The organism is Chryseolinea sp. H1M3-3 (genome assembly GCF_029360725.1).
In the GTDB taxonomy this organism is placed as follows: Bacteria; Bacteroidota; Bacteroidia; order Cytophagales; family Cyclobacteriaceae; genus Chryseolinea.
Window position 1 is genome coordinate 139,509 of sequence record NZ_JARKMY010000001.1, and the last position, 25,208, is coordinate 164,716.

At 41.7% G+C, this 25,208-nt stretch carries 23 protein-coding genes; 7 read left to right on the forward strand and 16 right to left on the reverse strand.

Annotated features, from left to right (window positions below):
- Positions 1-86: 86 nt before the first annotated feature.
- The 3 genes from pyrF to P2W71_RS00545 all read right to left on the reverse strand — a co-directional run bounded on the left by pyrF (position 87) and on the right by P2W71_RS00545 (position 4,144).
- Positions 87-899: an orotidine-5'-phosphate decarboxylase gene (gene pyrF / locus P2W71_RS00535; RefSeq protein WP_276365609.1), complete on the reverse strand. Its 813-nt coding sequence runs from the start codon at positions 897-899 to the stop codon at positions 87-89.
- A gap of 75 nt (positions 900-974) precedes the next feature.
- A complete protein-coding gene (locus P2W71_RS00540; RefSeq protein ID WP_276365612.1) occupies positions 975-1,616 on the reverse strand; it encodes an outer membrane lipoprotein carrier protein LolA in 642 nt (213 codons plus the stop codon).
- 32 nt (positions 1,617-1,648) lie between these two features.
- Positions 1,649-4,144, reverse strand: a complete 2,496-nt coding sequence (locus P2W71_RS00545) for a DNA translocase FtsK (RefSeq protein WP_276365616.1) — start codon at positions 4,142-4,144, stop codon at positions 1,649-1,651.
- A 223-nt stretch (positions 4,145-4,367) separates the two neighbouring features.
- Between P2W71_RS00545 and P2W71_RS00550 the strand changes: the two genes are divergently transcribed.
- Both P2W71_RS00550 and P2W71_RS00555 read left to right on the forward strand, forming a co-directional pair.
- Positions 4,368-6,536: a S9 family peptidase gene (locus tag P2W71_RS00550; protein ID WP_276365619.1), complete on the forward strand. Its 2,169-nt coding sequence runs from the start codon at positions 4,368-4,370 to the stop codon at positions 6,534-6,536.
- Positions 6,537-6,804: 268 nt separating this feature from the next.
- Complete coding sequence (locus P2W71_RS00555) at positions 6,805-7,263, forward strand: hypothetical protein (protein WP_276365621.1); 459 nt, start codon at positions 6,805-6,807, stop codon at positions 7,261-7,263.
- Between the two features lie 37 nt (positions 7,264-7,300).
- Here the strand turns inward: P2W71_RS00555 and P2W71_RS00560 are convergent, their stop codons facing one another.
- Both P2W71_RS00560 and xerD read right to left on the reverse strand, forming a co-directional pair.
- A complete protein-coding gene (locus P2W71_RS00560) occupies positions 7,301-8,338 on the reverse strand; it encodes a quinone-dependent dihydroorotate dehydrogenase (protein WP_276365624.1) in 1,038 nt (345 codons plus the stop codon).
- Between the two features lie 97 nt (positions 8,339-8,435).
- Complete coding sequence (xerD, locus tag P2W71_RS00565; RefSeq protein ID WP_276365627.1) at positions 8,436-9,341, reverse strand: site-specific tyrosine recombinase XerD; 906 nt, start codon at positions 9,339-9,341, stop codon at positions 8,436-8,438.
- 164 nt (positions 9,342-9,505) lie between these two features.
- Here xerD and aroQ point away from each other — a divergent pair, with 164 nt between their 5' ends.
- Entirely contained in the window at positions 9,506-9,925 is a 420-nt protein-coding gene (aroQ, locus tag P2W71_RS00570; RefSeq protein WP_276365630.1) for a type II 3-dehydroquinate dehydratase, read from the forward strand.
- Between the two features lie 62 nt (positions 9,926-9,987).
- Here the strand turns inward: aroQ and P2W71_RS00575 are convergent, their stop codons facing one another.
- Positions 9,988-11,220 carry a M48 family metallopeptidase gene (locus P2W71_RS00575; RefSeq protein ID WP_276365632.1) on the reverse strand — a complete coding sequence of 411 codons (1,233 nt, stop codon included), beginning with the start codon at positions 11,218-11,220 and terminating at the stop codon, positions 9,988-9,990.
- 205 nt (positions 11,221-11,425) lie between these two features.
- Between P2W71_RS00575 and P2W71_RS00580 the strand changes: the two genes are divergently transcribed.
- The 3 genes from P2W71_RS00580 to P2W71_RS00590 all read left to right on the forward strand — a co-directional run bounded on the left by P2W71_RS00580 (position 11,426) and on the right by P2W71_RS00590 (position 14,740).
- Positions 11,426-12,751 carry a glutamate-1-semialdehyde 2,1-aminomutase gene (locus P2W71_RS00580; RefSeq protein ID WP_276365635.1) on the forward strand — a complete coding sequence of 442 codons (1,326 nt, stop codon included), beginning with the start codon at positions 11,426-11,428 and terminating at the stop codon, positions 12,749-12,751.
- Between the two features lie 164 nt (positions 12,752-12,915).
- Positions 12,916-14,136: a redoxin family protein gene (locus P2W71_RS00585; RefSeq protein ID WP_276365639.1), complete on the forward strand. Its 1,221-nt coding sequence runs from the start codon at positions 12,916-12,918 to the stop codon at positions 14,134-14,136.
- A 49-nt stretch (positions 14,137-14,185) separates the two neighbouring features.
- Positions 14,186-14,740, forward strand: coding sequence for a DUF2911 domain-containing protein (locus tag P2W71_RS00590; RefSeq protein WP_276365642.1), 555 nt, complete (start codon positions 14,186-14,188; stop codon positions 14,738-14,740).
- 18 nt (positions 14,741-14,758) lie between these two features.
- Here P2W71_RS00590 and P2W71_RS00595 read toward each other — a convergent pair whose 3' ends face one another.
- From P2W71_RS00595 to P2W71_RS00640, 10 genes are all read right to left on the reverse strand, one after another.
- On the reverse strand, positions 14,759-15,169 hold the full coding sequence (locus P2W71_RS00595) for a beta-hydroxyacyl-ACP dehydratase (protein ID WP_276365645.1): 411 nt from the start codon (positions 15,167-15,169) through the stop codon (positions 14,759-14,761).
- Positions 15,170-15,225: 56 nt separating this feature from the next.
- Complete coding sequence (argH, locus tag P2W71_RS00600) at positions 15,226-16,557, reverse strand: argininosuccinate lyase (protein WP_276365648.1); 1,332 nt, start codon at positions 16,555-16,557, stop codon at positions 15,226-15,228.
- Positions 16,558-16,583: 26 nt separating this feature from the next.
- The gene (locus P2W71_RS00605) at positions 16,584-17,147 is read right to left on the reverse strand and encodes a cysteine hydrolase family protein (protein WP_276365651.1); all 564 of its coding nucleotides are present in this window, start codon (positions 17,145-17,147) and stop codon (positions 16,584-16,586) included.
- The gene (locus tag P2W71_RS00610) at positions 17,144-18,205 is read right to left on the reverse strand and encodes a M20 family metallo-hydrolase (RefSeq protein ID WP_276365654.1); all 1,062 of its coding nucleotides are present in this window, start codon (positions 18,203-18,205) and stop codon (positions 17,144-17,146) included. Before P2W71_RS00610 ends, P2W71_RS00605 begins: the two co-directional genes overlap by 4 nt.
- A 94-nt stretch (positions 18,206-18,299) precedes the next feature.
- On the reverse strand, positions 18,300-19,088 hold the full coding sequence (gene argB / locus P2W71_RS00615) for an acetylglutamate kinase (RefSeq protein ID WP_276365657.1): 789 nt from the start codon (positions 19,086-19,088) through the stop codon (positions 18,300-18,302).
- A gap of 90 nt (positions 19,089-19,178) precedes the next feature.
- A complete protein-coding gene (locus tag P2W71_RS00620) occupies positions 19,179-20,135 on the reverse strand; it encodes an acetylornithine carbamoyltransferase (RefSeq protein WP_276365661.1) in 957 nt (318 codons plus the stop codon).
- Positions 20,132-21,253, reverse strand: a complete 1,122-nt coding sequence (locus P2W71_RS00625; RefSeq protein WP_276365664.1) for an aminotransferase class III-fold pyridoxal phosphate-dependent enzyme — start codon at positions 21,251-21,253, stop codon at positions 20,132-20,134. Before P2W71_RS00625 ends, P2W71_RS00620 begins: the two co-directional genes overlap by 4 nt.
- A 57-nt stretch (positions 21,254-21,310) precedes the next feature.
- A complete protein-coding gene (argC, locus tag P2W71_RS00630; protein WP_276365667.1) occupies positions 21,311-22,285 on the reverse strand; it encodes an N-acetyl-gamma-glutamyl-phosphate reductase in 975 nt (324 codons plus the stop codon).
- A gap of 10 nt (positions 22,286-22,295) precedes the next feature.
- Positions 22,296-23,498 (reverse strand): argininosuccinate synthase, encoded by a 1,203-nt coding sequence (gene argG / locus P2W71_RS00635; RefSeq protein WP_276365670.1) that lies wholly within the window; start codon positions 23,496-23,498, stop codon positions 22,296-22,298.
- Between the two features lie 90 nt (positions 23,499-23,588).
- Complete coding sequence (locus tag P2W71_RS00640) at positions 23,589-24,380, reverse strand: GNAT family N-acetyltransferase (protein ID WP_276368989.1); 792 nt, start codon at positions 24,378-24,380, stop codon at positions 23,589-23,591.
- A 457-nt stretch (positions 24,381-24,837) separates the two neighbouring features.
- Between P2W71_RS00640 and P2W71_RS00645 the strand changes: the two genes are divergently transcribed.
- Positions 24,838-25,200: a hypothetical protein gene (locus tag P2W71_RS00645; protein WP_276365673.1), complete on the forward strand. Its 363-nt coding sequence runs from the start codon at positions 24,838-24,840 to the stop codon at positions 25,198-25,200.
- Positions 25,201-25,208: the final 8 nt, after the last annotated feature.

A 25,208-nucleotide genomic window follows, 5' to 3' on the forward strand; every position in this document is an offset into this window, starting at 1 on the left:
GATTTACAACTTTGTAGAGGGAAAATCAATAGTTCGTAAACACGGGCTGAAATTTCAAACTTTTATGAGGCTGGATAAAGGAGGGATTAAAGATACCTTGACAGATACTCACCCATCTCCTCCTGTACTTTCAATGCCTCCGCTCCCGCTTTTTCAGCAAAGTCTGTGTCATTGGTGGCATAGATGATTGCACGGGAAGAATTAATTAGAAGACCACATTGCTTATTCGAACCGTGTTTCATTACGAGTTGCAAATCGCCTCCTTGTGCACCCACGCCCGGAACGAGAAAAAAATTTTCCGGCGCAAGCGCGCGAATGCTTTCGATTTTTTCCGGGTGGGTTGCACCCACCACAAACATGAGCTGATCCGGAGTAGCCCATTGTTGTGATTTCAAAATTACTTCTTCATAAAGTCTTCGTTTACTGCTGAGCTCTATTACCTGGAAGTCGTTGCTGCCTGAGTTTGAAGTGTGTGCCAGAAGAATGACCCACTTGTCTTTCAAAAGAAAGGGTTTCACAGAGTCTTCGCCCATATAAGGTGCGACCGTTATCGAATCAAAATTCATCTGCTCGAAAAATGCGCGCGCGTATAAGGCAGAAGTATTGCCGATATCACCACGTTTAGCATCGGCAATCGTAAAAATATCTTTGGGAATATATTCCAGTGTTTTTTGAAGACTCTCCCACCCCTTCGGACCAAGTGCCTCATAGAAGGCAATGTTTGGTTTGTAAGCCACGCAATACGAATGCGTAGCATCAATAATCTGTTTATTGAATTCGAAAATGGGATCGCTGGTGGCCAGCAGGTGTTTTGGAATTTTTAAAAGATCGGTGTCTAATCCGACACAAAGACAAGAGTTTTTCTTTTTGATTTGTTCGAAAAGCTGCGCCCTGTTCATGCGTTATCCCTTAATCTATTAATAGTGGGGTTGAATCGAAATCAGAAAAATTTTTCAGATAAGAGAGTGCTGAATTCATCGTAGGTCAATGACCTCCACTCCTGGATATTTTTTTGGATCGAAAGTGAAGTAATTGTCGTCTACATTCGCTCCAGGATTAAACTTGGTAATGCTGTATTTGTAACGGTTACCACCCTTATCAAACATTACCCAGCTTTGAATATTTTTCGATTTTTTGTTGATGAACATTTTTATTTTAAAAAACTGCGCATCTTTTTTTTCAGGCACCAAATCAATTTCTTCGCACATTACACCACCTTCAACTTTATCCTGTAAGTATAAATATTTAAAGTTCTTTTTGTAGAGCTCATAGATTTTGGATGGATTCACATCTTCGGAGTTTGCATCGTAATTATCGATGTTCACTTCCTTGGCTTCCGGCAAGTAAGTCCAAACCGTAGCACCGTTATTGATCACTTCCTGTTCTGGAAGCTCCATCCTGAATTTATCTCCCTTAACGGTGATTTTTCCTTTGAACTCTTCATTGATTTTTTCGACGTCGTTGGTAAGTACAATGGCAAAGTTGGCTTCAAAGGAAGGAATCGATTTGTATTTTTTACTCATCGCATCGAGAATTTCCAGTGCCTTTGGATCGTATTGAGCGGTGGCTGTGTAGACTAAAGTGAGCGTAAGTAAGGCTAAGAACAAATTTTTCATTGGGGCAATTAACTTAAAAATAGGCTAAAAAATTACAATTGACTGTGTTTTTCTCTCAAAGTAGTCAATAATTGTTCCAAACTTAATTCGTCCTTGATGAGCACTTCGCGGGCCTTACTTCCTTCAAAAGGGCCAACAATACCCGCTGCCTCCAACTGATCAATTAGTCTTCCGGCTCTGTTATAACCTAATTTTAATTTGCGTTGGATCAGCGACGTGCTTCCCTGCTGATGCATTACAATGAGTTTTGCAGCCTCTTCAAACAAGGCATCACGATCGGACAAATCAACGCTAGACGGGCCGCTTTCATCGTCACCCTCATATTCGGGTAGCATGTACGCAGAGTCATATCCACGCTGCGAACCTATAAAATCACAAACTTTTTCGATTTCAGGTGTATCTACAAAAGGACATTGAAGCCGGATAATATCAGACCCTGATGAAAGCAGCATATCACCTTGTCCTACCAGCTGGTCAGCACCTCCGGTATCTAAAATCGTTCGGGAATCTACCTTAGAAGTTACCCTGAAAGATAGCCGTGCTGGAAAGTTTGCCTTAATGACACCAGTGATAACATTCACGGAAGGACGCTGCGTAGCCACCACGAGGTGAATACCGATGGCACGTGCCAATTGTGCTAAACGGGCAATAGGTGTTTCCACTTCTTTTCCGGCGGTCATCATCAGATCCGCCAACTCATCAATCACCAACACGATGTAGGGTAAGAAACGATGGCCTTCTTTTGGGTTTAGTTTACGGGATACAAATTTCGCATTATACTCTTTTAGATTTCTCGCGCCTGCATCTTTCAAAATCTCATACCGATTTTCCATTTCAATACAAAGGGAGTTGAGCGTATGAACAACTTTCCGTGTATCGGTAATAATAGCCTCTTCGCTGTTGGGAAGCTTAGCCAGATAATGCCTTTCAAGTTTCGAGTACAAAGACATTTCAACCTTTTTGGGATCCACCAGCACAAATTTCAATTGTGATGGATGACGCTTATATATCAAAGAGGTGAGAATTACGTTAAGCCCCACCGATTTACCTTGACCTGTAGCACCAGCAACTAACAAGTGAGGCATCTTTGCAAGGTCGATCACTAAAACTTCGTTGGAAATTGTCTTGCCCAAAGCAATGGGTAACTCTTTATCTGTTTTAGCGAAATGTTGCGTGGAAAATACTGACCGGATACTGACCATCTCACGGTTCTTGTTTGGCACCTCAATACCTATTGTACCTTTTCCAGGAATGGGCGCAATGATCCGTATACCCAGAGCGGATAAACTAAGTGCGATATCGTCTTCCAGGTTTTTGATACGGGAGATCTTGATTCCCGCATCAGGCACGATTTCGTATAAGGTTACCGTGGGACCAATGGTCGCTTTAATGCTTTGAATTCCTATCTTAAAATTTACCAGCGTTGCTACGATACGATCCTTATTTTGATTTAGCTCTTCCTGGCTAACGCCGGCCTTACCGGCATCATATTCGTTGAGTAATTCAAGAGGCGGAAATTTATAGCCACTCAAATCGAGTGTTGGATCATATAGTCCCTGCTCTTCTACCAACTGATCCGCGAGTTTATCTGTATCCAAGTTTTCTTCGACCGTAAATAATAATTCTTGTTTCGCTTCTTTCCGAACAGGTTCTATCTTAACTGACAACGGTTTCTGAACCTCAAGTTTTACTTCCTGAGCAGGTTTCACCGGCAAGTCTTTAACAGTCTTGAGTTCCATCTGAGGTTCCAGTTTCACCTCGTTAATTTTTGGTTCTACCTTATCCGGCCAATTGTCCTCATCATCTGTGTAGGTAGAAAATAAAGCATCCTCGTCTGCTTTTTTATCGTCATCAACAATGGCATCATTTCCCATAGGCTTCGGATCGCGAACGAAAAGCGGAATGGATGTGACATTAAAATAAAAGATGATGAAGATAAAGAGCGAGAGTATCAGGATTAAGAAAGTTCCCCAGCCAAACATGCCGTCACACAATATTGCCAGGTTATAGCCAAGGCCTCCGCCCAAAAAACTCCATTCGCTGGTGCCTTCATTAATCATCGTCATGTAACCCAACAAAAGACTTGTCCAAAGTCCTGTGAAAATCGAGAAAATCGTAAATGAAAAAATGCGCAGCAGCTCACGATGGAAAACGATTTTGAATCCCAACAGAAATAGCAACGGTGGAAGAAAAAATGCAGCGATACCAAACCACCTGAAAATCATGTAGTGAGATACAACAGCACCATAGAGACCGAGCCAGTTTTCTGCTTCCTGACCAGATTCCAGCAAAGAAGAATCACTTAGCGCCTGCACAACACTTACATCGGCTCGCCATGTGAACAGATATGAAAGCATGGCAAGCAGCAAGTATATTCCGGCAATCATCAGAAAAAATCCGATGGCCAGTTTGAAACGTGCGTCCTTTAAAAAACCAAGACTGAATTTAAATTTAGAGGATGACTTACTACCCTTCTTTTCCTTTTCTGGCTTTTTGAATGTATTTGACTTGTATGTGTTTTGTGCCATTTATTTCCTCAATGCGCAAAACTAAATAAAACTGCAATCATACCCAATGTTCTTAATGTTCTTCGTAGTCTAACCACTCCTTAATTCAACAAAGTATGTACGAAAGATTTCAAAAGAGCACGACAATCTTTTGATTGATGAGCTCACAACAAATTCAAAAGGAAGTCATGAAATTTTGCGCGTCATCACTATCTTGTAAGGGAAGTGACTGAAATTTACACCTATGCTTATTAAAACTGGAATCAAGTGCGGCACCTTTTTGGGTGTTATGATATTGTTGATCTGTTGTAATACAAAGGAGAAGTCTTCGGTAGCCAAAGAATCCATTGAACCACCGAAGCCCGAAAAAATTCCACATGAACTCACGGCCAACGGGAATACTCGAGTGGATAACTACTATTGGATGAGGCTCAGTGAAGAGCAAAAGAATGCGGAAGTAAAGGATGAGCAGACTACCAATGTGATCAACTATTTGAATGCCGAGAATGATTACCTCACTGCCAACCTTAAACATACCGAAGGTCTTCAAGCCACTTTATATAACGAAATAGTAGGTCGCATCAAACAGAATGATGCGTCGGTGCCTTACAAAGACAATGGCTACTGGTATTACAAACGCTTTAATGAGGGTCAGGAGTATCCGGTTTATTGTCGTAAAAAGGGATCATTAGATGCAACCGAAGAAGTTTTGCTGGATGTAAACACTTTGGCGAAAGGACATAGTTACTATTCCATTCAAGGTTTGAGCGTAAGTGAAGACAATAATTTTTTGGCTTATGCCGAAGACTCCGTTAGCCGCCGCCGATACACCATTTACGTGAAAGATTTGAGAACCGGTACGCTGGCCGAAAAACCTGTTCCAAACACCGAAGGTGATATTACCTGGGCAAATGATAATAAAACATATTTCTATACGCGGAAAGATTCAGTTACTCTGCGGTCGCGATGGATTGTAAAGCACAAATTGGGTACTGAATTTACAAATGATAAAGTTGTCTATGAAGAAAAGGATGAAACATTCTATACGGGTATTGGTAAAACTAAGTCGAAAAAATTTCTGGTCATCTGGTCAAACAGCACGTTAACCAACGACTACCATATCCTAAATGCAAATACACCCGATGATACTTTTAAACCATTTACACCACGTGAACGGGGTCTTGAGTATGAGATCGATCATTATAAAAACAACTTTTATGTGATTACAAACCTTGATGCGCAGAACTTCAGGCTAATGGAAACACCGGACAATCTGACTTCAAGAAAAAATTGGAAAGAAAAAATTCCACATCGAAAGGACACGATGGTCACAGGTATTGAAATCTTTAAGGATTACCTCGTTTTAAGCGAACAGGCGAATGCCAACACGTTGATGCGCGTTATCGATCAAAGAACCGGAAAAAAACATTACCTGGATTTCGGAGAACCCGCGTTTACTGTATATCCTTCCATCAACTTGGAATTTGACACAGAAATTTTACGATATGGATACACATCTTTGACGACTCCTAACTCCATCTATGATTACAATTTGCGGACACGCGAAAAGAAATTGTTAAAGCAAGACGAAATTGTTGGTGGATACAACCCATCCGACTACGTCACCGAAAGACAATGGGCCGAAGCTGACGATGGCACCAAAATACCGATGTCGATTGTTTACAAAAAAGGGTTGAAAAAAGATGGCTCAAACCCAACCCTATTGTATGCGTATGGTTCTTACGGATATAGCACGGATCCGGCATTTGCCATTACCACGTTAAGTTTGCTGGACCGGGGATTTGTTTATGCGATTGCTCACATCCGCGGAGGACAGGAAATGGGTAGACAGTGGTATGATGATGGTAAAATGTTTAAAAAGAAAAACTCCTTTACCGATTTTATTGATTGTGCTGAATACCTTGTCGCGGAAAAATATACAAAGCCACAAAAACTTTTTGCAAATGGAGGAAGTGCAGGAGGATTGCTTATGGGAGCCGTTGTAAACATGCGGCCCGAGCTGTTCAAGGGTGTTATCGCTGAAGTTCCCTTTGTGGACGTTGTGACGACAATGCTTGACGAAAGTATTCCGTTAACAACAAATGAATTTGATGAATGGGGCAATCCGAAAACAATGGAGTCGTACATGTATATGCTCGATTACTCACCTTACGACCAGGTTAAAGCACAAGCCTATCCGAACATGCTGGTAACGACTGGGCTGCACGATTCGCAGGTTCAATATTGGGAGCCTGCGAAATGGGTAGCAAAGCTTCGTGACATGAAAACGGATACAAACAAAATATATCTTCGTACCAATATGGAAACCGGCCACGGAGGAACTACCGGCCGGTTTAAGATTTACAAAGAAATAGCACAGGATTATGCATTCTTGCTTGACCTGGCGAAATAAGTTTGGCTTAAAACTTCAAATTTGGTGGAAGTTCGGCGCTAGCGCTTGACTTTTTACAACGCCAGCCATCGAATTTCTAACGCTGATTTATATCACTCACCGATTCCAGAAACAATTGAGCTATTCTTAGGTTTTACCTTGAATAATTGATTGTATTTTAATTGAGTAAAGTTTCGCACTATTTAAGTCCTCTCATATTTTACCCGCCATACGGCGGCCTGTCCTGTCTGCTGACTAGCAGGCTCAACACTGTAAAACGTTTAAGCCTATGACAGTTAAAATTCTTATCTCCGTTTTATTCTCCGCGTTGTTAGTATTTGGACCTTTTGGATGTGATGAGGATGAAAAGACGGCATCCATTGAAGGCTCGTGGCAAGGCAAAAAAGCAGAAGGCAAGGTACTTGTTTTTGGCGTCCCTTCAGGTTTTGAAGAAGAAGACAATAATTTGAAACCACTTCTTGAATTTGAGGAAGGCGGTGTTGTTACCTTGACACAAGGTGGGGTCCGTTCACATGGTACCTGGGTTCAAGATGGTGAGAAGCTAACGATGTCTTTAACGTTTAATACAAATTTCGTTGACCTTTCCGGCACCTATGACATTCAGACTTTAACAGATTCTAAATTGGTGTTGTATTTAGAGAAAGAAGGTATTTACGAAGACCCTGATACCGGTATTGCCATTGAAGGGATGTTAAAAGCAACCGTAAGTTTTGATAAACAAGACTGAGTTTCCCTTGAAAAATTAGAAGCTCAAAAACCAATGATCAATTTTTGGATTTTAGAATTGCCTTATTAATGCATTTGGCGAAACCCGGACCTTCGTAGATAAATCCCGTATAAATCTGAATTAAGTCTGCGCCTGCTTTAAGTTTCTCAAGTGCGTCTTCTGGGGTCATGATACCTCCTACACCAATGATGGGAAAGGTAGCTCCCAGTTTCTGGCGCAAATAACGGATAACTTGTGTAGATCTTTCTGTTAGTGGCTTTCCGCTTAATCCACCATTGCCAATAGCTTTCACGTCTGCTTGATCTGTTTTCAGACCATCTCTGGAAATGGTGGTATTTGTTGCCACTACGCCATCTAATTTAGTTTCTTTTAAAATCTCAATGATATCATCCAACTGACTGTCTACCAGATCGGGTGCAATTTTTAATAGCACGGGTTTGTATGAAGGTTTCGCAGTGCTCAGTTGTTTGATATGCAACAGCAGTTTTCGCAGCGGTTCTTTATCCTGAAGTTCGCGAAGTCCGGGTGTATTGGGAGAACTTATGTTCAACACGAAATAGTCAACGTATGGAAAGAGCGCATCGAAGCAGATCGCATAGTCATCCAGTGCTTTTTCGTTGGGAGTTACTTTATTTTTACCAATGTTACCTCCAATGATTATATCCGATTTCCTTTTTTTCAAACGCTCAATTGCCGCTTTTACGCCCCCGTTATTAAATCCCATTCGGTTGATCAAGGCTTGATCTTCAGGCAATCGAAACAGTCGTGGTTTCTCATTTCCCGGTTGGGGCAATGGTGTGAGCGTACCAATTTCAATGAATCCAAAACCGAGAGATGCAAGCTCATCAATCAACTTAGCATCCTTGTCAAAACCGGCGGCAAGGCCTACCGGATTTCTGAACGTTATTCCAAATAATGTCTTTTCAAGTTTGGGGTGATGGAAATTAAACATCCCATTAAGCAAAGCCCGGGTTCCGGGAAGTTTACTTTGAAATTTTAAAAGGCTAAAAATAAAGTGATGAATTTTTTCCGCGTCGACCGAAAACAAAAGCGGACGAATGAGCCATTTATACATGCGCCAAAGATAAAGGCATTCGGGTTTATTTTGCTATACGTATTTGTTTGATTTTTTGTCAGAAACGCGGTGAAGCCTGAACCTGGTAACTTTTCTATCAGCTCCTCGGATGAAACTCCTGAACCACCTGTCTCAAATAATCCCGGTCGAGATGCGTGTAGATTTCTGTGGTAGTAATGGATTCATGTCCCAACATTTCTTGTACAGCTCTTAGGTCAGCACCACCTTCAATTAAATGAGTAGCAAACGAATGCCTGAAGGTGTGCGGGCTGATATTTTTTTTCAACCCGATTTGAAGGGCCAATCCTTTAATGATCATAAAAACCATTTCTCGTGTCAGCTTTCTTCCATTTCTATTTAAAAAGGTGTAAGATTCAAATCCTTTTTGGGGTGGTTTGTGGGGAGCTTTCCCCCTGATTTCCTCGATATAAATTTTCAGGTATTTGAGTGCATCGCGTCCGATGGGAACAAGCCGCTCTTTATTGCCCTTTCCAATAACGCGAAGGAAGCCAACGTCAGCGTGAATATTATTAAGTCGCAGATCTACCAACTCACTGACACGCAAACCTGAACTGTAAAGAATTTCCAGCATCGCCCGGTTGCGTCCGCCCTCTGGCTTCGATTGATCAATTGCTTGTAAGAGTTTCTCTATTTCAATGTAACTTAAGGAGTCGGGAAGTTTCCTGCCTAGCTTAGGTCCTTCAATTAAAGTCGTTGGGTCCTTCTCCAATAATTCCTCAAACACCAAATATTTGTAAAAAGCTTTTATGCCCGAAAGAATTCGGGCCTGACTATGTGCGCTCATACCCAGTTCATTAATGTACTGCAGCAATTCTTGAAGATGCTTTGACGTAACTTTTGTTGCCTCTACCTGCGGATGTTTCATTAACATAAACTGATGTAAAAGCTCAACATCATGCACATACGCATCAACTGAATTACCAGACAACGAGCGCTCCAACTTCAGGTAGTTCGAAAAATGTTTGATATGCAACTCCCACATGGTGCGAAGTAACCGGTATGCCTTTTAAAAAACAAGGCAACAGATTTTCTGAATGGCTTTACTTATTAACTTGCTACCAAATAAGTTATGAGTTCAGGAGTTCGGACTGAGAAATTGCATGTCTTCAACACTTCGAACCTCAACACTTCAACACTTCGTAATACATGAAAATACAAATCATTAACGGACCTAATCTAAATTTGCTTGGCAAACGCGAAACATCCATTTACGGAAGTGAGTCGTTCGAAGTCTATTTCGAAACGCTGAAGAAACGCTTCCCTTCAGTAGAGTTGCAATATTATCAATCCAACATTGAAGGTGAACTTGTAAATAAACTCCACGAAGTAGGTTTTTCATTTGATGGCATCATTCTCAATGCGGGCGCCTATACCCATACCTCTGTCGCCATACACGACGCCATTGCAGGAATCAAGACCCCGGTCGTTGAAGTCCACATTTCGAATGTTTATAGCCGGGAAGAATTTCGCCATAAAAGCCTCATTACTTCCAAATGTATTGGCTTAATTACCGGCTTCGGGCTCGAAGGATATGCGATGGCACTCAGTTACCTGACACGGGGCTGAACGTGAGACACAGCCGACAGCTTCTAAGGAAAAACAATTACAACCACAGGCGACTTCTTACCTCAAGACTTTAGCGCTTCCAGCCTTTTTAGCAACGGTGGATGGGAGTAATGAAAAAACACATACCATGGATGCGGATATAAATTACTAAGGCTATCGACCGAGAGTCTTTTCAATGCGTTCACTAAAGCTCCACCGCTGAATGTTTCTTTGGCATAAGCATCGGCTTCAAATTCATTTTTGCGGCTATACATATTCATGAGCAGCCCGGTGATTCCGGATATGGGAGAAAACAATATCCCAAACGCCAACAAGTTCAGATGGATGGCTAACTGAGAACCGCCTAATGCTACGGATACATCTTCATTGAAGACCATGCGTGACAGGACAAATAATGTGAAGACAATTTGAAGCACCGAAAGTATATATCCCCAAATAATATGCTTTTTCTTAAAGTGCCCCACTTCATGTGCTAACACTGCCACCAGTTCCTCCGTTGTGTGACTCGAAATAAGTGTGTCGTATAAGACAATTTTTTTCTTCTTACCAATTCCAGAAAAAAAAGCATTTGCTTTCCTAGATCGTTTCGATCCGTCGATAATAAATATATTGTCGAGCGGAAAGTTTACTTTTCTTGAAAAATTTTCAATTGCTGTTTTAAGTTCACCTTCCGGCAGTGGCGTAAGTTTATTGAACAACGGCAGGATCAAAGAGGTGTAAAACATGTTTACCACCAATATAAATATCGCAGCAATAATTGAGAACCAAATCCAAAAAGACGGGCCTATCAATTCAATGAGATATATAAGCAGTGAAAGTAATCCTCCTCCAACGATAGCACCTAATAAGTATCCTTTGAGCTTGTCAGTTATAAAAGTTTTAATGGTGGTTTTGTTAAATCCGTATTTCTCTTCAATCACAAATGTGCTATACCACTGAAAGGGAATTGTAAGCATATCGGATGTCAGCATCAATATTCCGAAGAATGCAAGCGCCAATAAAATTTCATTCTCAATTTCAACGCGAAGCAGTCCGTCGAGCCAACCAAAGCCGCCTAACAAAAGCATTAATCCCGAAAGTAAAAAACCAAAAGCTGAAGTAAGAAACGAAAATTTTGTTCTCTCCTCGTGATAGGCCAATGCTTTTAAATATTTTTCCTTTTCATAAAAAGATTCGACCTCTTTCGGTATATCCGTGCGCTGTGCTTTAAGGTTGATGTAGTCAAGAATCTGGTCAAATAGGTAGCTTAGAAGGGTAATGATCAATATTATCATCAAAATCGTTTGCGGGTGCATAATAATGTAAGGTTAAAGGCCCTAACGAATGACCAATTACTAATTTCTATAGGACTTTGATCATTGAGTCGGATAAAATTAAACCGTAAAGTTGTATAACTTTTTTATTGTTGGAGATATAAAATAGACTTTTTCAACAAGATGTGTAAACGTTCAGTTCCAAAACCACGACAACCAAATTTTCAATAATTCAATTCTACCATATATGAAATTCACCGAATCTAACCGTTTGCAAAAGAGGTTTAATGATCTTATCCCCGGGGGCGCACATACATATGCAAAAGGAGATGACCAGTTTCCTGAAGGGATGGCTCCTTATATCGCTAAAGGTAAAGGCTGTCGCGTGTGGGATGTAGATGGTAACGAATTTATTGAATATGGCAGCGGACTCCGCAGTGTGACGTTGGGCCATGCTATAGAACCGATTATTAACGCCGCTTGCAATCAAATGAAGCTGGGAACAAATTTCGGGCGTCCTTCTACTATAGAACTTGAATGCGCTGAAGAGTTTCTCAGCATCATTGATGGAGCAGACATGGTTAAGTTCTGTAAGAATGGCTCAGACGCCTCTGACGGTGCTGTTAAACTCGCACGCGCATATACCGGCCGTGACGTGGTAGGTATTTGTGGTAGTCAACCATTTTTATCGGTGAGCGATTGGTTCATTGGCTCCACTCCCATGGACAACGGAATTCCAAATGCCGTAAAGAACCTAACCACCAAATTTTATTACAACGATCTGGCCAGTGCAGAAAGAATGTTTTCTGATTATCCCAATCAAATTGCCTGCGTTGTTTTAGAAGCTGAAAAGATCGATCCACCCGTCGATAATTTTTTACACAAACTCCAAGACCTTTGTCGCAAACATGGTGCTGTTTTCATTCTAGATGAAATGATCACCGGCTTTCGTTGGCATTTAGGTGGAGCACAAAAAAAATTCGGTATTGTTCCAGACCTTTCATCATGGGGTAAGGCACTGGGAAACGGTTTCGCCATTTCAGCGTTAGCTGGTAAAAGAGAAATTATGGAACTCGGGGGATTATATCATGATAAAGAAAGAGTGTTTTTATTATCAACAACACATGGCGCAGAAACTCATGCGATGGCCGCGGCTATTGCTACTATCCGGTTTTACAAAGAACATAACGTCATTGAACGTTTGTATGATCAGGGAAAAAAATTAGAAGATGGTGTCATGAAAGCTTCACGAGATCTGGATCTGCAAGATAAAGTTGCCATCCTTGGACCTCCATGTTGTTCGGTTTATACTTCCCGCGATGAAAATAATCAGCCGTCGCAGCCCTTCCGTACTTTGTTCATTCAGGAAACCATGAAGCGCGGACTATTGATGCCATCAAGCATCGTTTCATTTTCGCATTCCGATGCTGACATTGAAGAAACTGTTCAGAAGATTCATGAAGCGCTCGTTATTTATAAAAAGGCGTTGAACGAGGGAGTTGAAAAGTATGTGAAAGGCAGAAGCATTCAACCTGTATGGCGAAAATACAATGCCGCTTCAGCCAATCATTAAACTTTGACTTCCGTCTGTAAGAAAAACATACCGTTCAGAAACCTGTTTCGTTCTTAAAGTATACGCTTGTTGTCCGTTTGGAAGAGAAAGTCTAAATTTTCACAAATGTGTAATTGAGGACCGACACTTTGCTTACACTGCCTAACCAATAACCTATACCGGAAATGAAAATCAAACACCTTTTACATCGTGGTACGTTTTGTATTATCACATCAATAGCCCTCCTCGTTGCCTGTCAGCCGGCTAAGAAAGATGAAGTCACTCAGGAAAAAAATGACTCTATCCCCGCATCAACAACTGGCTTTAAACCAAATCCACAGCGGGTATCAGAAGTGGAAGTGAAAACGCTCGCCATCGGCACGGTAGCACCTCCATTCAATCTTCCTGATGTAACCGGTAAGTTTTATACATTGGATGATTTTAAGGATGCGAAAGTTTTGGTGATGATCTTCACTTGTAACCATTGTCCAACAGCACAAGCTTATGAAGATCGTATCATCAAATTTACGGATGAATATAAAGACAAAGGCGTAGCAGTAGTAGGGGTGATGCCGAATAGTACAATGGGGCTTCTTCCGGAAGAGTGCGGATACACAGACTTGAATGATTCCTATGAAGAGATGATCATCCGCCATCGTGATAAGAAATACAATTTTCCTTATCTCTATGATGGTGATACCCAAGCTATGGCAATTACTTACGGTCCAGTAGCAACACCACATGCCTATGTGTTTGATGTTGATCGTAAACTAGCTTACATCGGCCGGATAGATAATATCGAAAAACCAGGTAAAGCCAACGCAGAAGATCTCCGTGCTGCTGTAGATGCATTACTTGCCGGAAAACCTGTGGCTAACCCTGAAAATAAAACTTTTGGTTGCTCAGTCAAGTGGGGCTGGAAGGATCAGTACAACAAGAAAGTAGAAGACCAGTGGGCCGCAAAACCTGTCGCGCTTGACAAAGTAAAGGAAAGTCAAATAAAAGATATTGTTAAAAACTCTTCTGATAAACTCCGGCTTATTAACCTGTGGGCTACCTGGTGCGCTCCTTGTGTTGCTGAGTATCCAGACTTAGTTGAATTACAACGTTGGTATGGTGCCCGTAATTTTGAATTTGTTTCTTTATCGGCAGACAAACCTGAAAACAGCGACAAAGCATTGAATTTTCTTAAGAAGGTTCACTCGCCTGTAAAAAACTACCTCTACGATGGAGAGGATAACTACAAACTAATTGAAGCTGTCGATCCAAAGTGGAATGGCGCATTGCCGTATACCTTACTGGTTGAGCCAGGTGGAAAAATTGTATATAGTTATCAAGGCCCGGTAGACCTGCTTGAGCTTAAGCGCGCAATCGTAGAACATCCATTAATGGGCCGGTATTACTGAAGGCAAACAATAAGTTATAGTAACAGCATCTATTTTTAACCCTCTCCCTATGAAAAACTTCTTACTAGCATTCGCAGTCATGGCTATGTGTTTCTCCGGGCTGCACGCTCAAAATTTCCGGAAGGTTGATAAGAGTCCTTTAGACTACGCGTACTTTCCCGATCATTTTGCTCACGACAGGAAAGAAGGTGACAAAGCAATCGCGCGTGTTACCTACAGCAGGCCCGCAAAAAACGATCGTGAGGTTTTTGGTAAACTGGTGCCTTATGGCAAGGTGTGGCGAACAGGGGCGAATGAAAACACCGAAATCAAGTTCTACCAGGATGTTGAATTGGGCGGTAAAAAAGTAAAGGCTGGTACTTATTCACTTTTTACAATTCCTGGCGAGAAGGAATGGACCATCATACTCAACAGTGATCTTGATTATTGGGGTGCATTTAAGTACAACGAGAAAAACGATGTAACAAGATTCACAGTGCCTGTTGCAAGCCTGAGTGAACCATTAGAAAATTTTTCTATTCAATTTGAAGGAAAGGGGGACAAGCAAGCCGTGATGAAGTTAGGTTGGGATAAGACGGCGGTCGAAGTTCCTATGAAATATTAGGTTGGTTTCAGCAAGGTCTCACTGAAATTTAACACAGGTCCAAACTAGCGTCATGCAGGCAACTTCGTCTACATAACCAGTACCGGATTGTTTTATGTATTTATCGGCGATCTTTATATTCGTGATCACCATTTTAAAAACTTGTCCATACGCAACGCCTTTGTAGAAGTTCGCAGTTTCAATGTTTGCAAATCCAAACAGACCATTTGCCAGATTTAGTTTTTTTATACCAGCTCCCCCACATTGAGCCATTGCTTCAATAAGGATTACGCCCGGAACATAATTGAACTCAGGAAAACTACCGGTCAGAAAGTTATCGGTATCCGAAAAAATTCGCGTACCAATAATTTCCTCTCTCGACAAGGATATGATCTTATCCACATACAAAAATGGATGCCGGTGCGGAATTAATGTTTCAATTTCTTTCATAGGCTGGCATAATAAAATACATGAAAAACCCAGTGATTGATTTTCCGGAAGAGGTTTTATTCTAAAAGTTTTAGCAATGCGTTATTTACTTTCTCAAAACCAAAGCGGGTAATGGCGTCATCCATCAATCTCCGAATATCATCCAGACAAAGGTTGCCAATGCTGCCCTCATGGGTATGATGCACGGTAGTAGTTGGACTATAATTCCCCTGTTCAATATCCAAGCCTACTTTTTTATACGCATCCCGGAATGGCATACCAGCAAGAACAAGCTTGTTTACTTCCTCCACACTGAACAAAAACTTGTACTTGTCATCTGTCAAAATATCTTTTTTCACTGAGATATTTGACAGCATAAGATGCGCCATTCGCATGCAATCTTTCAAATTTTGGATAGCGGGAAAAAGCATTTCTTTTAGTAACTGCATGTCGCGATGATACCCTGAAGGAAGATTGGCCATTGCCAATGCGATATCATTCGGGAGTGCTTGCATCTGGTTGCAACGAGCCCTGATCAATTCAAAAACATCGGGATTTTTTTTGTGTGGCATGATGCTCGACCCGGTCGTCAATTCATCCGGAAAGCTTATAAAGGCAAAATTCTGATTCAGGTAAAGACAAGCATCCATGGAAAGCTTAGCTAACGTTGCGCCAATGTTGGCTAACGCACTGGCTACTATACGTTCACTTTTTCCACGGCCCATTTGCGCATACACAACGTTATAGTTAAGATCATCAAACCCTAAAAGCGACGTTGTCATTTTACGATTTAGCGGAAACGAAGAACCATAACCCGCTGCGGAACCCAATGGGTTTTTATTGACAACGCGATAGGCCGCTTCCATCGTAATCAGATCGTCAACAAGACTTTCAGCGTAAGCGCCAAACCACAACCCAAAAGACGACGGCATGGCCAGTTGCAGATGCGTGTATCCGGGCAGCAGGTGATCTTTAAATTTTTCGCTTTGGGCGATGAGTAGTTCAAAAAGATTTTTTACTTCACCAACAACCTGTTCGATTTCATAACGGAGGTAAAGTTTGACATCCAACAAAACCTGGTCATTGCGTGAACGTCCGCTATGAATTTTTTTTCCTACCTCTCCTCTTTTTTTTGTCAACTCTATTTCCACCTGGGAGTGAATATCCTCCACACCGGCCTCGAGATTGAATTCTCCCTGTCTTATTTTATGATAAATGTTTTTCAGCTCGGCAGATAAAACTTCCAGTTCATTTGATTTTAGCAAACCGATGGATTCAAGCATTGTGATGTGAGCCAACGACCCCAGCACATCGAATCGTGCCATGTACATATCCATCTCCTGGTCTCTTCCTATCGTAAATTTTTCTACTTCTTTCGTGTACGTCTTGTCTTTTTGCCAGAGCTTCATTCGATTAGGATTTGTGGATTGTCGTTTTAAATTGATAGTATGATTTCTTCAGTCGTTCTGATGGTTGCATATTCATCATTCAGATTTGCCAAAGATAACTGATGAACTACATCGGAAGGATATTTTGTGCCGTTGATTGTAATTTTGTCGAAACAAGCAGTCGCATCGCTAACTACAGTCGTATTAAAGCCTATGTCCCCGGCATATCGGGCGGTTGCTTCCACCGAATTATTGGTCACAAAGCCAGTGACAACTAAAGATTTGATTTTTTTGTCCTCAAGGTATTCCGACAACCCGGTTTTGATAAATGCATTTGTTGTCGATTTCTTAATCAGCCGTTCATGCGGATTTACTGTTATGAAGTCCATGAGTTTGTGACCTGGGGCACCCGGTCTGAAAGGAGATTGAGGAGAAACTGAGCAATGTTGTACAATTACAACTGGCAGGCTTAGTCTGCGCCAGTGCTTCAATAACTTTACAATGTTATTCTCAGCTTCCGGATTATTCCTGTTTCCGCCCCAATGGGTTTCCTCTTTGATGCCATCTTGTACATCAATCACGATTAAAGCTGGATTGTTTGAAAGAATCATACCGAGATCACATTATTCAGCAATGCGATATATGTCTCAATGCCTTTTTCGATCTCATGAAGGTAAATGAATTCATCAGCAGAATGTGAACGTGCAGAGTCGCCGGGCCCAATTTTCACAGAAGGTGCTGGAATTAATGCTTGGTCAGACGTCGTGGGCGAGCCATATAATTTCAATCCCATTTTTTTTGCTGATAATACCAGTGGGTGATCCATAGCAATGCCTGAAGAGCGAATGCGCAACGAGCGCGGCCTAACGTCGCACTTTACGTGCTGCCTAATAATCTCCAATGCATCCTCAAGGGAGTATGAATCTGTGACACGAACATCCACCGTAAATTTGCATTCAGCTGGCACCACATTATGCTGACTTCCGGCATTAATGATGGTTACTGTCATTTTCATTTCACCCAGCGCTGCAGACCGTTTGGGAAACTTGAAATGTCTGAACCAATCAATATCGGGAAGGGCCTCATAGATTGCATTTATACCCTCTTCCCGTGCAGCATGGCCAGGCTTGCCTTTCGAGGTACAATCGAGAACCATCAGACCTTTCTCGGCCGTGGCCATGTCGCAAAGCGTTGGCTCACCAACGATAGCAAAATCAATCGGCGACAGTGCATTCCAAATGCTCTCAATCCCGCCCGTACCAGATATTTCTTCTTCCGCAGTAGCAGCAAGAACGACGTTGTATTTTAGATCGGAACGATTGTAAAAATGAAGGAAAGTTGCAATCAATGCAACGAGTGGTCCACCCGCATCATTGCTTCCTAATCCAAATAATTTACCATCAATGATTTCAGGCTTGAACGGATCACGTGTATACCCAGAGTTGGGTTTTACGGTATCGTGATGGGAATTTAATAAAACTGTCGGTTTATTAGGGGTAAATAATTTATTCTTCGCCCAAATATTATTTCCGGTGCGATGAACGGTTACACCTTCCTTCTCAAGAAATTCGCGTATGATGGAAGCAGTTCCATCTTCTTCCTTGCTAAAGGATGGTTTAGCAATGAGCCTGCTTAATAAATCCGTTGCCTTTTCGTATAGCCCATTCATAGCAGAACATTCATTAAAATTTGTGAGCCACGTCTATTCAATATAGAATGAAATGCCGTGTACTCTAAACTAAAAATAAACCATTGGTTTCAAGCTACTTTGTTATCAAGGTCCCAGCGGTTTTAGGTCCGGTGTTTTTTATAAGATCGCCGGCTTCACCAATCAATACTTCTTTCACTCCCGCATCTATTGCAGCATATGCATTTTCAAGCTTAGGCAATATTCCATCCGCAAAAATCTTTTGTGGAAGCAAATCTTCATAAACACTTTTTGGTAAATGATGAATGACTGAATCCAGGTTGTTGATATCTTTCAATACGCCTTTTTTCTCAAAACAGAATATCAAACGAACATCGAAATGGTTGCTCAGTCCAACGGCGAGAACAGACGCAATGGTATCGGCATTGGTATTCAGAACTTTCCCGTCAGCGTGTGTGAGCGGAGCAAAAACAGGAACGATATTTTGATTTAATAGAGACGCAAGCAAAGTTTTGTTCACACCCTCTGACGTTATATCGCCTACATAGCCGTAGTCAATGTCTTTGACCGGGCGCTTTCTGGCTTTTAGCATATTACCATCAGCACCCGTCACACCAAGTGCATTACAATTTAATGACTGGAGCTGTGCAACAATTTGCTTGTTAACCAACCCACCATAAACCATGGTTACCAGATCAAGAGTTGCGGCGTCTGTGATTCGGCGGCCGTTGATGTATCTGGATTCAATTCCTAATTGCTCCCCAAGCCGTGTGGCAATTTTACCCCCTCCGTGGATAAGAATCTTCCGTTCGTTGATTGACGCAAAATCTTTTAGAAAAGCTTGCAAAGCAACCTCATTATCCAAGACATTTCCACCAATCTTAATAATGAATAGTTTCTCCATGGAACTTGAGCCTGCGTTATTTAATTTTTTTTACGAAGAGCATAACCTATGTGAAAAGAAACGTACGCGCTCTCTTACGCATACGCATGTTCATTTTTTATCTTGCAATAATTCACTAAGAACAGCTTGCGCGGCCCAAACCCGGTTCGTTGCTTGTTGCGTGACAACGCTATTGGGACCGTCAAGAATTTCATCACTTAACTCCACATTTCTTCTGACTGGCAAACAGTGCATAACCTTTGCGTTGTTTGTCAGTTGCAATTTTTTATTCGATAACATCCATTTAGGATCATTACAATAAATTCTACCGTAGTCTGCGTACGTACTCCAGTTTTTCACATACACAAAGTCAGCATTTTTTAATGCTTCATCTTGATTGTGCAAGATGTCTGCACCCTTAGTAAAGGCCTCATCCAGTTCGTAATCCTCCGGATGCGTAATGGTAAAATCTGCTTCGCCCCATGCATTGATCCATTCAGAAAAACTATTGGCTACACACTGGGGAAGTGCTTTAACGTGCGGTGCCCACGTCAACACTATTTTAGGTTTCCTTTTTTCCTTAAATGTCTCTGTTATCGTAATGATATCCGTAAGACTTTGCAGTGGGTGTAACGTTGCACTCTCTAAACTAACGATAGGTATACCCGCATATTTAATAAATTGCTTAATATATAATTCACTGTAGTCATCTGCTTTGTTTTTAAGGGATGGGAAAGTTCGGATACCGAGAATATCAAAATACCTGCCCAAAATCGGTGCAGCATCTTTCACATGTTCCACCGTGCTTCCACTCATGATCGCTTCATCTTCGAACTCCAGCATCCAGCCATCCTGACCGACATTAAAAACGATAGCCTCCATCCCTAAATTCTGTGCTGCGATCTGTGTGCTTAATCGCGTTCGCATGCTAGGGTTAAGGAAGAGCAATCCGATACGCTTATTAGTACCAAGGGATTTATCTTTTAATGGATTCGCTTTGTAAGCAATGGCCTTTTGTACTAACTGATTAATATTACCAGCGTCCTCTACAGAGATAAAATTCTTCATGGCAGCTCTTTTTTCAGTGCGGAAATAAAAATGTCAATTTCGTTTTTACTTAAAGCCAAAGATGGCAAGAGACGAATCGTATTAGGCTTAGCTTCGCCAACAAAAATATGATGTTTGAAAAGCAGATTGTTTCTGACGTCTTTATCCGCCTCAGGAAGATCGAAACCTATTATCAAGCCTCTACCTCTCAGCCGCTGTACTTTCTCAACAGCAATAAGCTCAGCCATTAAATAGGCGCCCATTTGCGTAGCATTCGCTAAAAGATTTTCTTTTTCCATTACCTCCAGTACAGCAAGGCAGGCTGCGGCTGCTAGATAATTTCCACCGAATGTGGTTCCCAGCATTCCAGACCAGGGCTTAATATCGCCATGAATCAATACCCCGCCTACAGGAAATCCGTTGCCCATACCTTTCGCCATCGTAATCAGAGGAGGTTTTATCCCAGCATACTGGTGCGCAAAAAACTTTCCGGTACGACCATATCCGGATTGGATTTCGTCCAATATCAAAAGTGAATTATTCTTTTGACATTCCCTTTCCAAAAACTGGAGAAACGAATCTTCGGGAAGTTGAATTCCTCCTACGCCCTGGATGCCCTCAATAATAACTGCTGCAACATCGTTGTCTAACGCATCGAGAAACGCGTCTTCATCATTCATTGGTACAAAAACAACGTCATGCCCTGCGTTGAAAGGTGATACGATTTTTGGATTGTCAGTAACTGCGACTGCGCCAGAAGTTCTTCCGTGGAATGCTTTCTTGAATGCAATTACCTTTTTCCTACCCGTAACAAATGAGGCTACTTTCAAAGCATTCTCATTTGCTTCGGCGCCCGAGTTGCAAAGAAAAAGTTGGTAGTCAGGATAACCGGAGAATTGCCCCAGTCGTTCTGCAAGGTTTTCTTGTGAAGGATTGCGAACGCTGTTTGAATAAAACGAAATATTGCTTAATTGATCTGTTAACGATTTTATGTAATGCGGATGAGAATGACCAATTGAAATTACCGCGTGGCCTCCGTAGAGGTCGAGGTACTTAGTTCCTTTATCATCCCATAGCCAGGATCCCTCACCCTTCACCGGATTGATATTGAATAAGGGATACACGTCAAATAGTTTCATTTTATTAAAAGCTTTTAATTGCTAACAGCTAAAGCAGGCAGATGTAAATATTTCAATTTAAAAAACTATGCTTTTCAGTTTCAGGCCGGCATCTTCCTCAAACCCACACATCAAGTTCATGTTTTGCACGGCCTGACCAGAAGCGCCTTTCAGTAAATTATCAATCGCGGAGTGCACAACCAGCTTATCCTCTTCTTTCTCCAGACCAATCAGGCATTTATTGGTGTTAACCACTTGCTTAAGATCCATGCCGTTATCTGCAACAAACGTGAATAAATGACCTTTGTAAAAATTATGATAAAGCTTTTTGATTTCGTCGAGAGGCAGATCAACGGTGACACACGAGCTCACGTAGATACCACGGGCAAAATCTCCACGCCAGGGAATGAAATTTACGTTTCCGGAAAAGCCCGGCTGGAGTTGACGTAATGTCTGATTAATTTCTTTTATATGCTGATGTGTCAGGGTCTTGTAAGCAGAGATATTATTTGCCCTCCAGGTAAAATGAGTGGTTTCCTGAAGTTTTTGACCTGCGCCTGTCGACCCCGTTATTCCGGTAGTATAGGCTTCTTTTAAAATACCAGCGTTCGCCAATGGTAACAAACCTAGCTCAATCGCCGTAGCAAAACATCCCGGGTTGGCAATGTTTTTCGCTTGTTTGATCTGTTCTCTGTTGATTTCAGGCAGGCCATAAATGAAGTTTCTCCCAGGTAAACTTTCACCTAACCTAAAATCCTGGCTTAAGTCGATAATTTTTATGCTACTCGGAATAGGACTGTCTTGCAGGAACTTCTTGCTTTCGCCATGACCCAGACAAAGAAAAAGAACATCTACATCCTCTTGAATGGTATCGGTAAAATACAAAGAAGTATCGCCCAATAAATCAGGATGCGTAGCGTGCAACGGATTGCCAGCGTTGCTTCTGCTGTGTACAAAGGTCAGTGTTGCATACGGATGATTCAACAATAACCGGATGGTCTCCCCTCCTGTATATCCCGCTCCGCCAATAATACCGACGTTAATTTTTTTCATCGTAAAATTTTTAGCTCTTGGCACCATCTTCTCTGACCTGGTGATAGATCATGGTCTGATTGCCAAAGATTTTTGAAAAACCTCTCACATCATCTCCAGTCCATCCCAAATTCATTTCACCGTACTTACCAAACTTGGATGACATCAGGTCATTTGTGGAATCGATTCCCAGTACCTGGAAGCGGTAGGGATACAGTTGGATCTTTACTTCGCCGGTGACTTGTTGCTGTGTGCTGCTTAGATAAGCTTCAATATCCCGCATAACCGGATCTAAGTATTGACCTTCGTGCAGCCAATTACCATAAAATTGTGCGAGCTGATCTTTCCAACTCAACTGCCATTTGGTAAGCACATGTTTCTCTAGGGCATGATGTGCTTTTATCACCACCATTGGTGCCGCAGCTTCAAAGCCCACACGACCCTTTATTCCGATAATGGTGTCTCCAACGTGAATGTCTCTGCCAACACCATAAGGGCCGGCAATTTTCTGTAAAGCCTGAATGGCTTCAACCGGGTGACTAAAATTTTCCTGATTGATTCTTTTAAGTTCTCCCTTCTCAAAATACAACGTGACTTCTTCCGAGTTTGACTTCGTTACTTGCGTGGGCCATGCTGACTCAGGGAGCATACCCATCGACTTCAGTGTCTCTTTTCCACCGACTGACGTTCCCCAAATTCCTTTGTTGATTGAATACATCGCTTTCTCGAAGTTCATCTGAATACCTTTTGCTTTCAGATAATTAATTTCCTCTTCCCTTGAAAGCTTCAGATCTCTTATCGGCGTGATGATTTCCACACCGGGAATCAGGACATGGAAAATCATGTCAAAACGGACTTGATCATTTCCTGCTCCAGTGCTACCGTGGGCAACAGCATCCGCCTTTAATTCTTTGGCGTAATTAGCGGTAGCAAGGGCTTGCGACATTCGTTCAGCGCTAACGCTCAGTGGATACGTATTATTCTTTAATACATTTCCATAGATCAGGTAGCGGATTACCTTATCATAATAGTTCTTCGTCTCGTCTACAGTTTTATGGGAAGCCACGCCGAGGTTTTTAGCGCGCTGCTCAATGGATTTTACCTCGTCTGCATCGAAACCACCAGTATTGACGGTAATGGTATGGACCTCAAATCCCCTGTCGTCACTTAAATATTTGACGCAATAGGATGTGTCCAATCCGCCACTAAAGGCAACTACTACTTTCTTTTTCATTTTAATATTGTCGATTTAATAAATGTTCTAAATGCGCGCATGACGATCCCTTAGGATGTCAGGCGCGCAATTTCAAACATGAATGCTGGATTACCAAAAAAATATGCCAAGTAGAGACCTTCTTTTCTGGGAAGGATCAACGCTGGCAGCTTCTTTCTTACGGAAGGATTTTAGCAGCACAAATTGTTTGAAGCGAAGCCATCGTTCAAACAATTTCTGATTACCCTTAAATTCACGGTGACGGTGTGTCACGCCTTCGTGGTCGGCATGGACAGGCTCGGGTTGTTTTGCTGCCTGAGCTTCTGCTTTCGCGAGCTCCGCTGCTTTAATTTTGGCTTCGGCCTCCGCCGGGTCGAACAGCATAGCAGTACACATACAGTTTTTACGACCTTTACTCATGAGGATTTCATAATTCACACAACTCTGACATCCTTTCCAGAATTCCTCATCTGTTGTGAGTTCCGAATACGTCACCGGTTCATAGCCAAGATCCGAATTGATCTTCATGACGGCTAATCCGGTTGTAAGTCCAAATATTTTAGCGGCAGGATATTTTTCTCTGGAGAGCTTAAAGATTTTCTTCTTTATCTCAGTAGCAACTCCTGTTTTTCGAAAAGCGGGTGCAACAATAAGGCCTGAGTTGGCAACATATTTTTCATGTTCCCACGCTTCGATATAACAAAAACCAACCCAGGTACCGTCCTGCGTGGTGGCAATAACCGCCTTACCTTCCTTCATTTTTTGTTCGAGGTAGGCTGGTGAGCGCTTGGCTATTCCGGTACCGCGCGCTTTTGCTGATTCTTCCATCTCCGTAGTGATGGTTTCAGCGTAATGTGTATCGTCAGCAGTTGCTACTCTGACAATGAGTTTTTGATTTTCCAATTTCTTTTTAAAAGTTGTCGTGAATAATATAACAACCGTGCCAGAAGCACTAGAGCGCAATGTCCTTGACATTACGTCTTTTTAATTTGTGTCGGATGGAGGTATCAGATACGCACAAAGCGCGTAGGGCGAGGTCGCCTGGTCACCGTGCAGGCAATTAGATAGAACGGAAGCGTTCTCTTTGAGTTGTAAGCAGCAATGGCTGCTGAGATTATGGTGAACAATGTTTTCAATTTCTTTTCGGTCGTTTAAGGTTGAACGTTAGAGGTCAGTCATTCAGCTGCTTTTTTTGGTTTGGATACTAAATGCAAAATTAAACGATAAAGTTTGGTAAAAGACAAAGTTTTTGAGCAAAAGACTAAAAAAAAATTTTACTAACGAAAGTTTGTAATGAATTATACGAATGAACGTTATGCTATCCGTATCGTTAATTATCTTTGAGCATCGTTAAACCATTATGCAAACAAAAAAAATAGTTGTAGCTAGTATTTTTCTGCTTTTGATGATCACGTTAGGGATAGTTTTCAGGCCCTTGCCACCCGCAACTCCCGATAATACACTTCGGACACAAGGAACGATTGAACAAGTGCTGGAGACGCAAAACAAAAATGTTGTCTTTAAATTAAAAGATGACGATCGTTTTTATTATATACAGGACGATTTAGAAAAAGAGCGTTCGTTTCGAGAACTTCAACGCGAACTTTCAGGAAAGCCGGTAGAAATTTACTATGTGAAACACTGGACGGCTGTCGATCCGCTCCGGGTCAAACATGTTACCAAGGTACATTTGAATAAACTGACTTTGTATTCAAGTAACTAAGGATACCT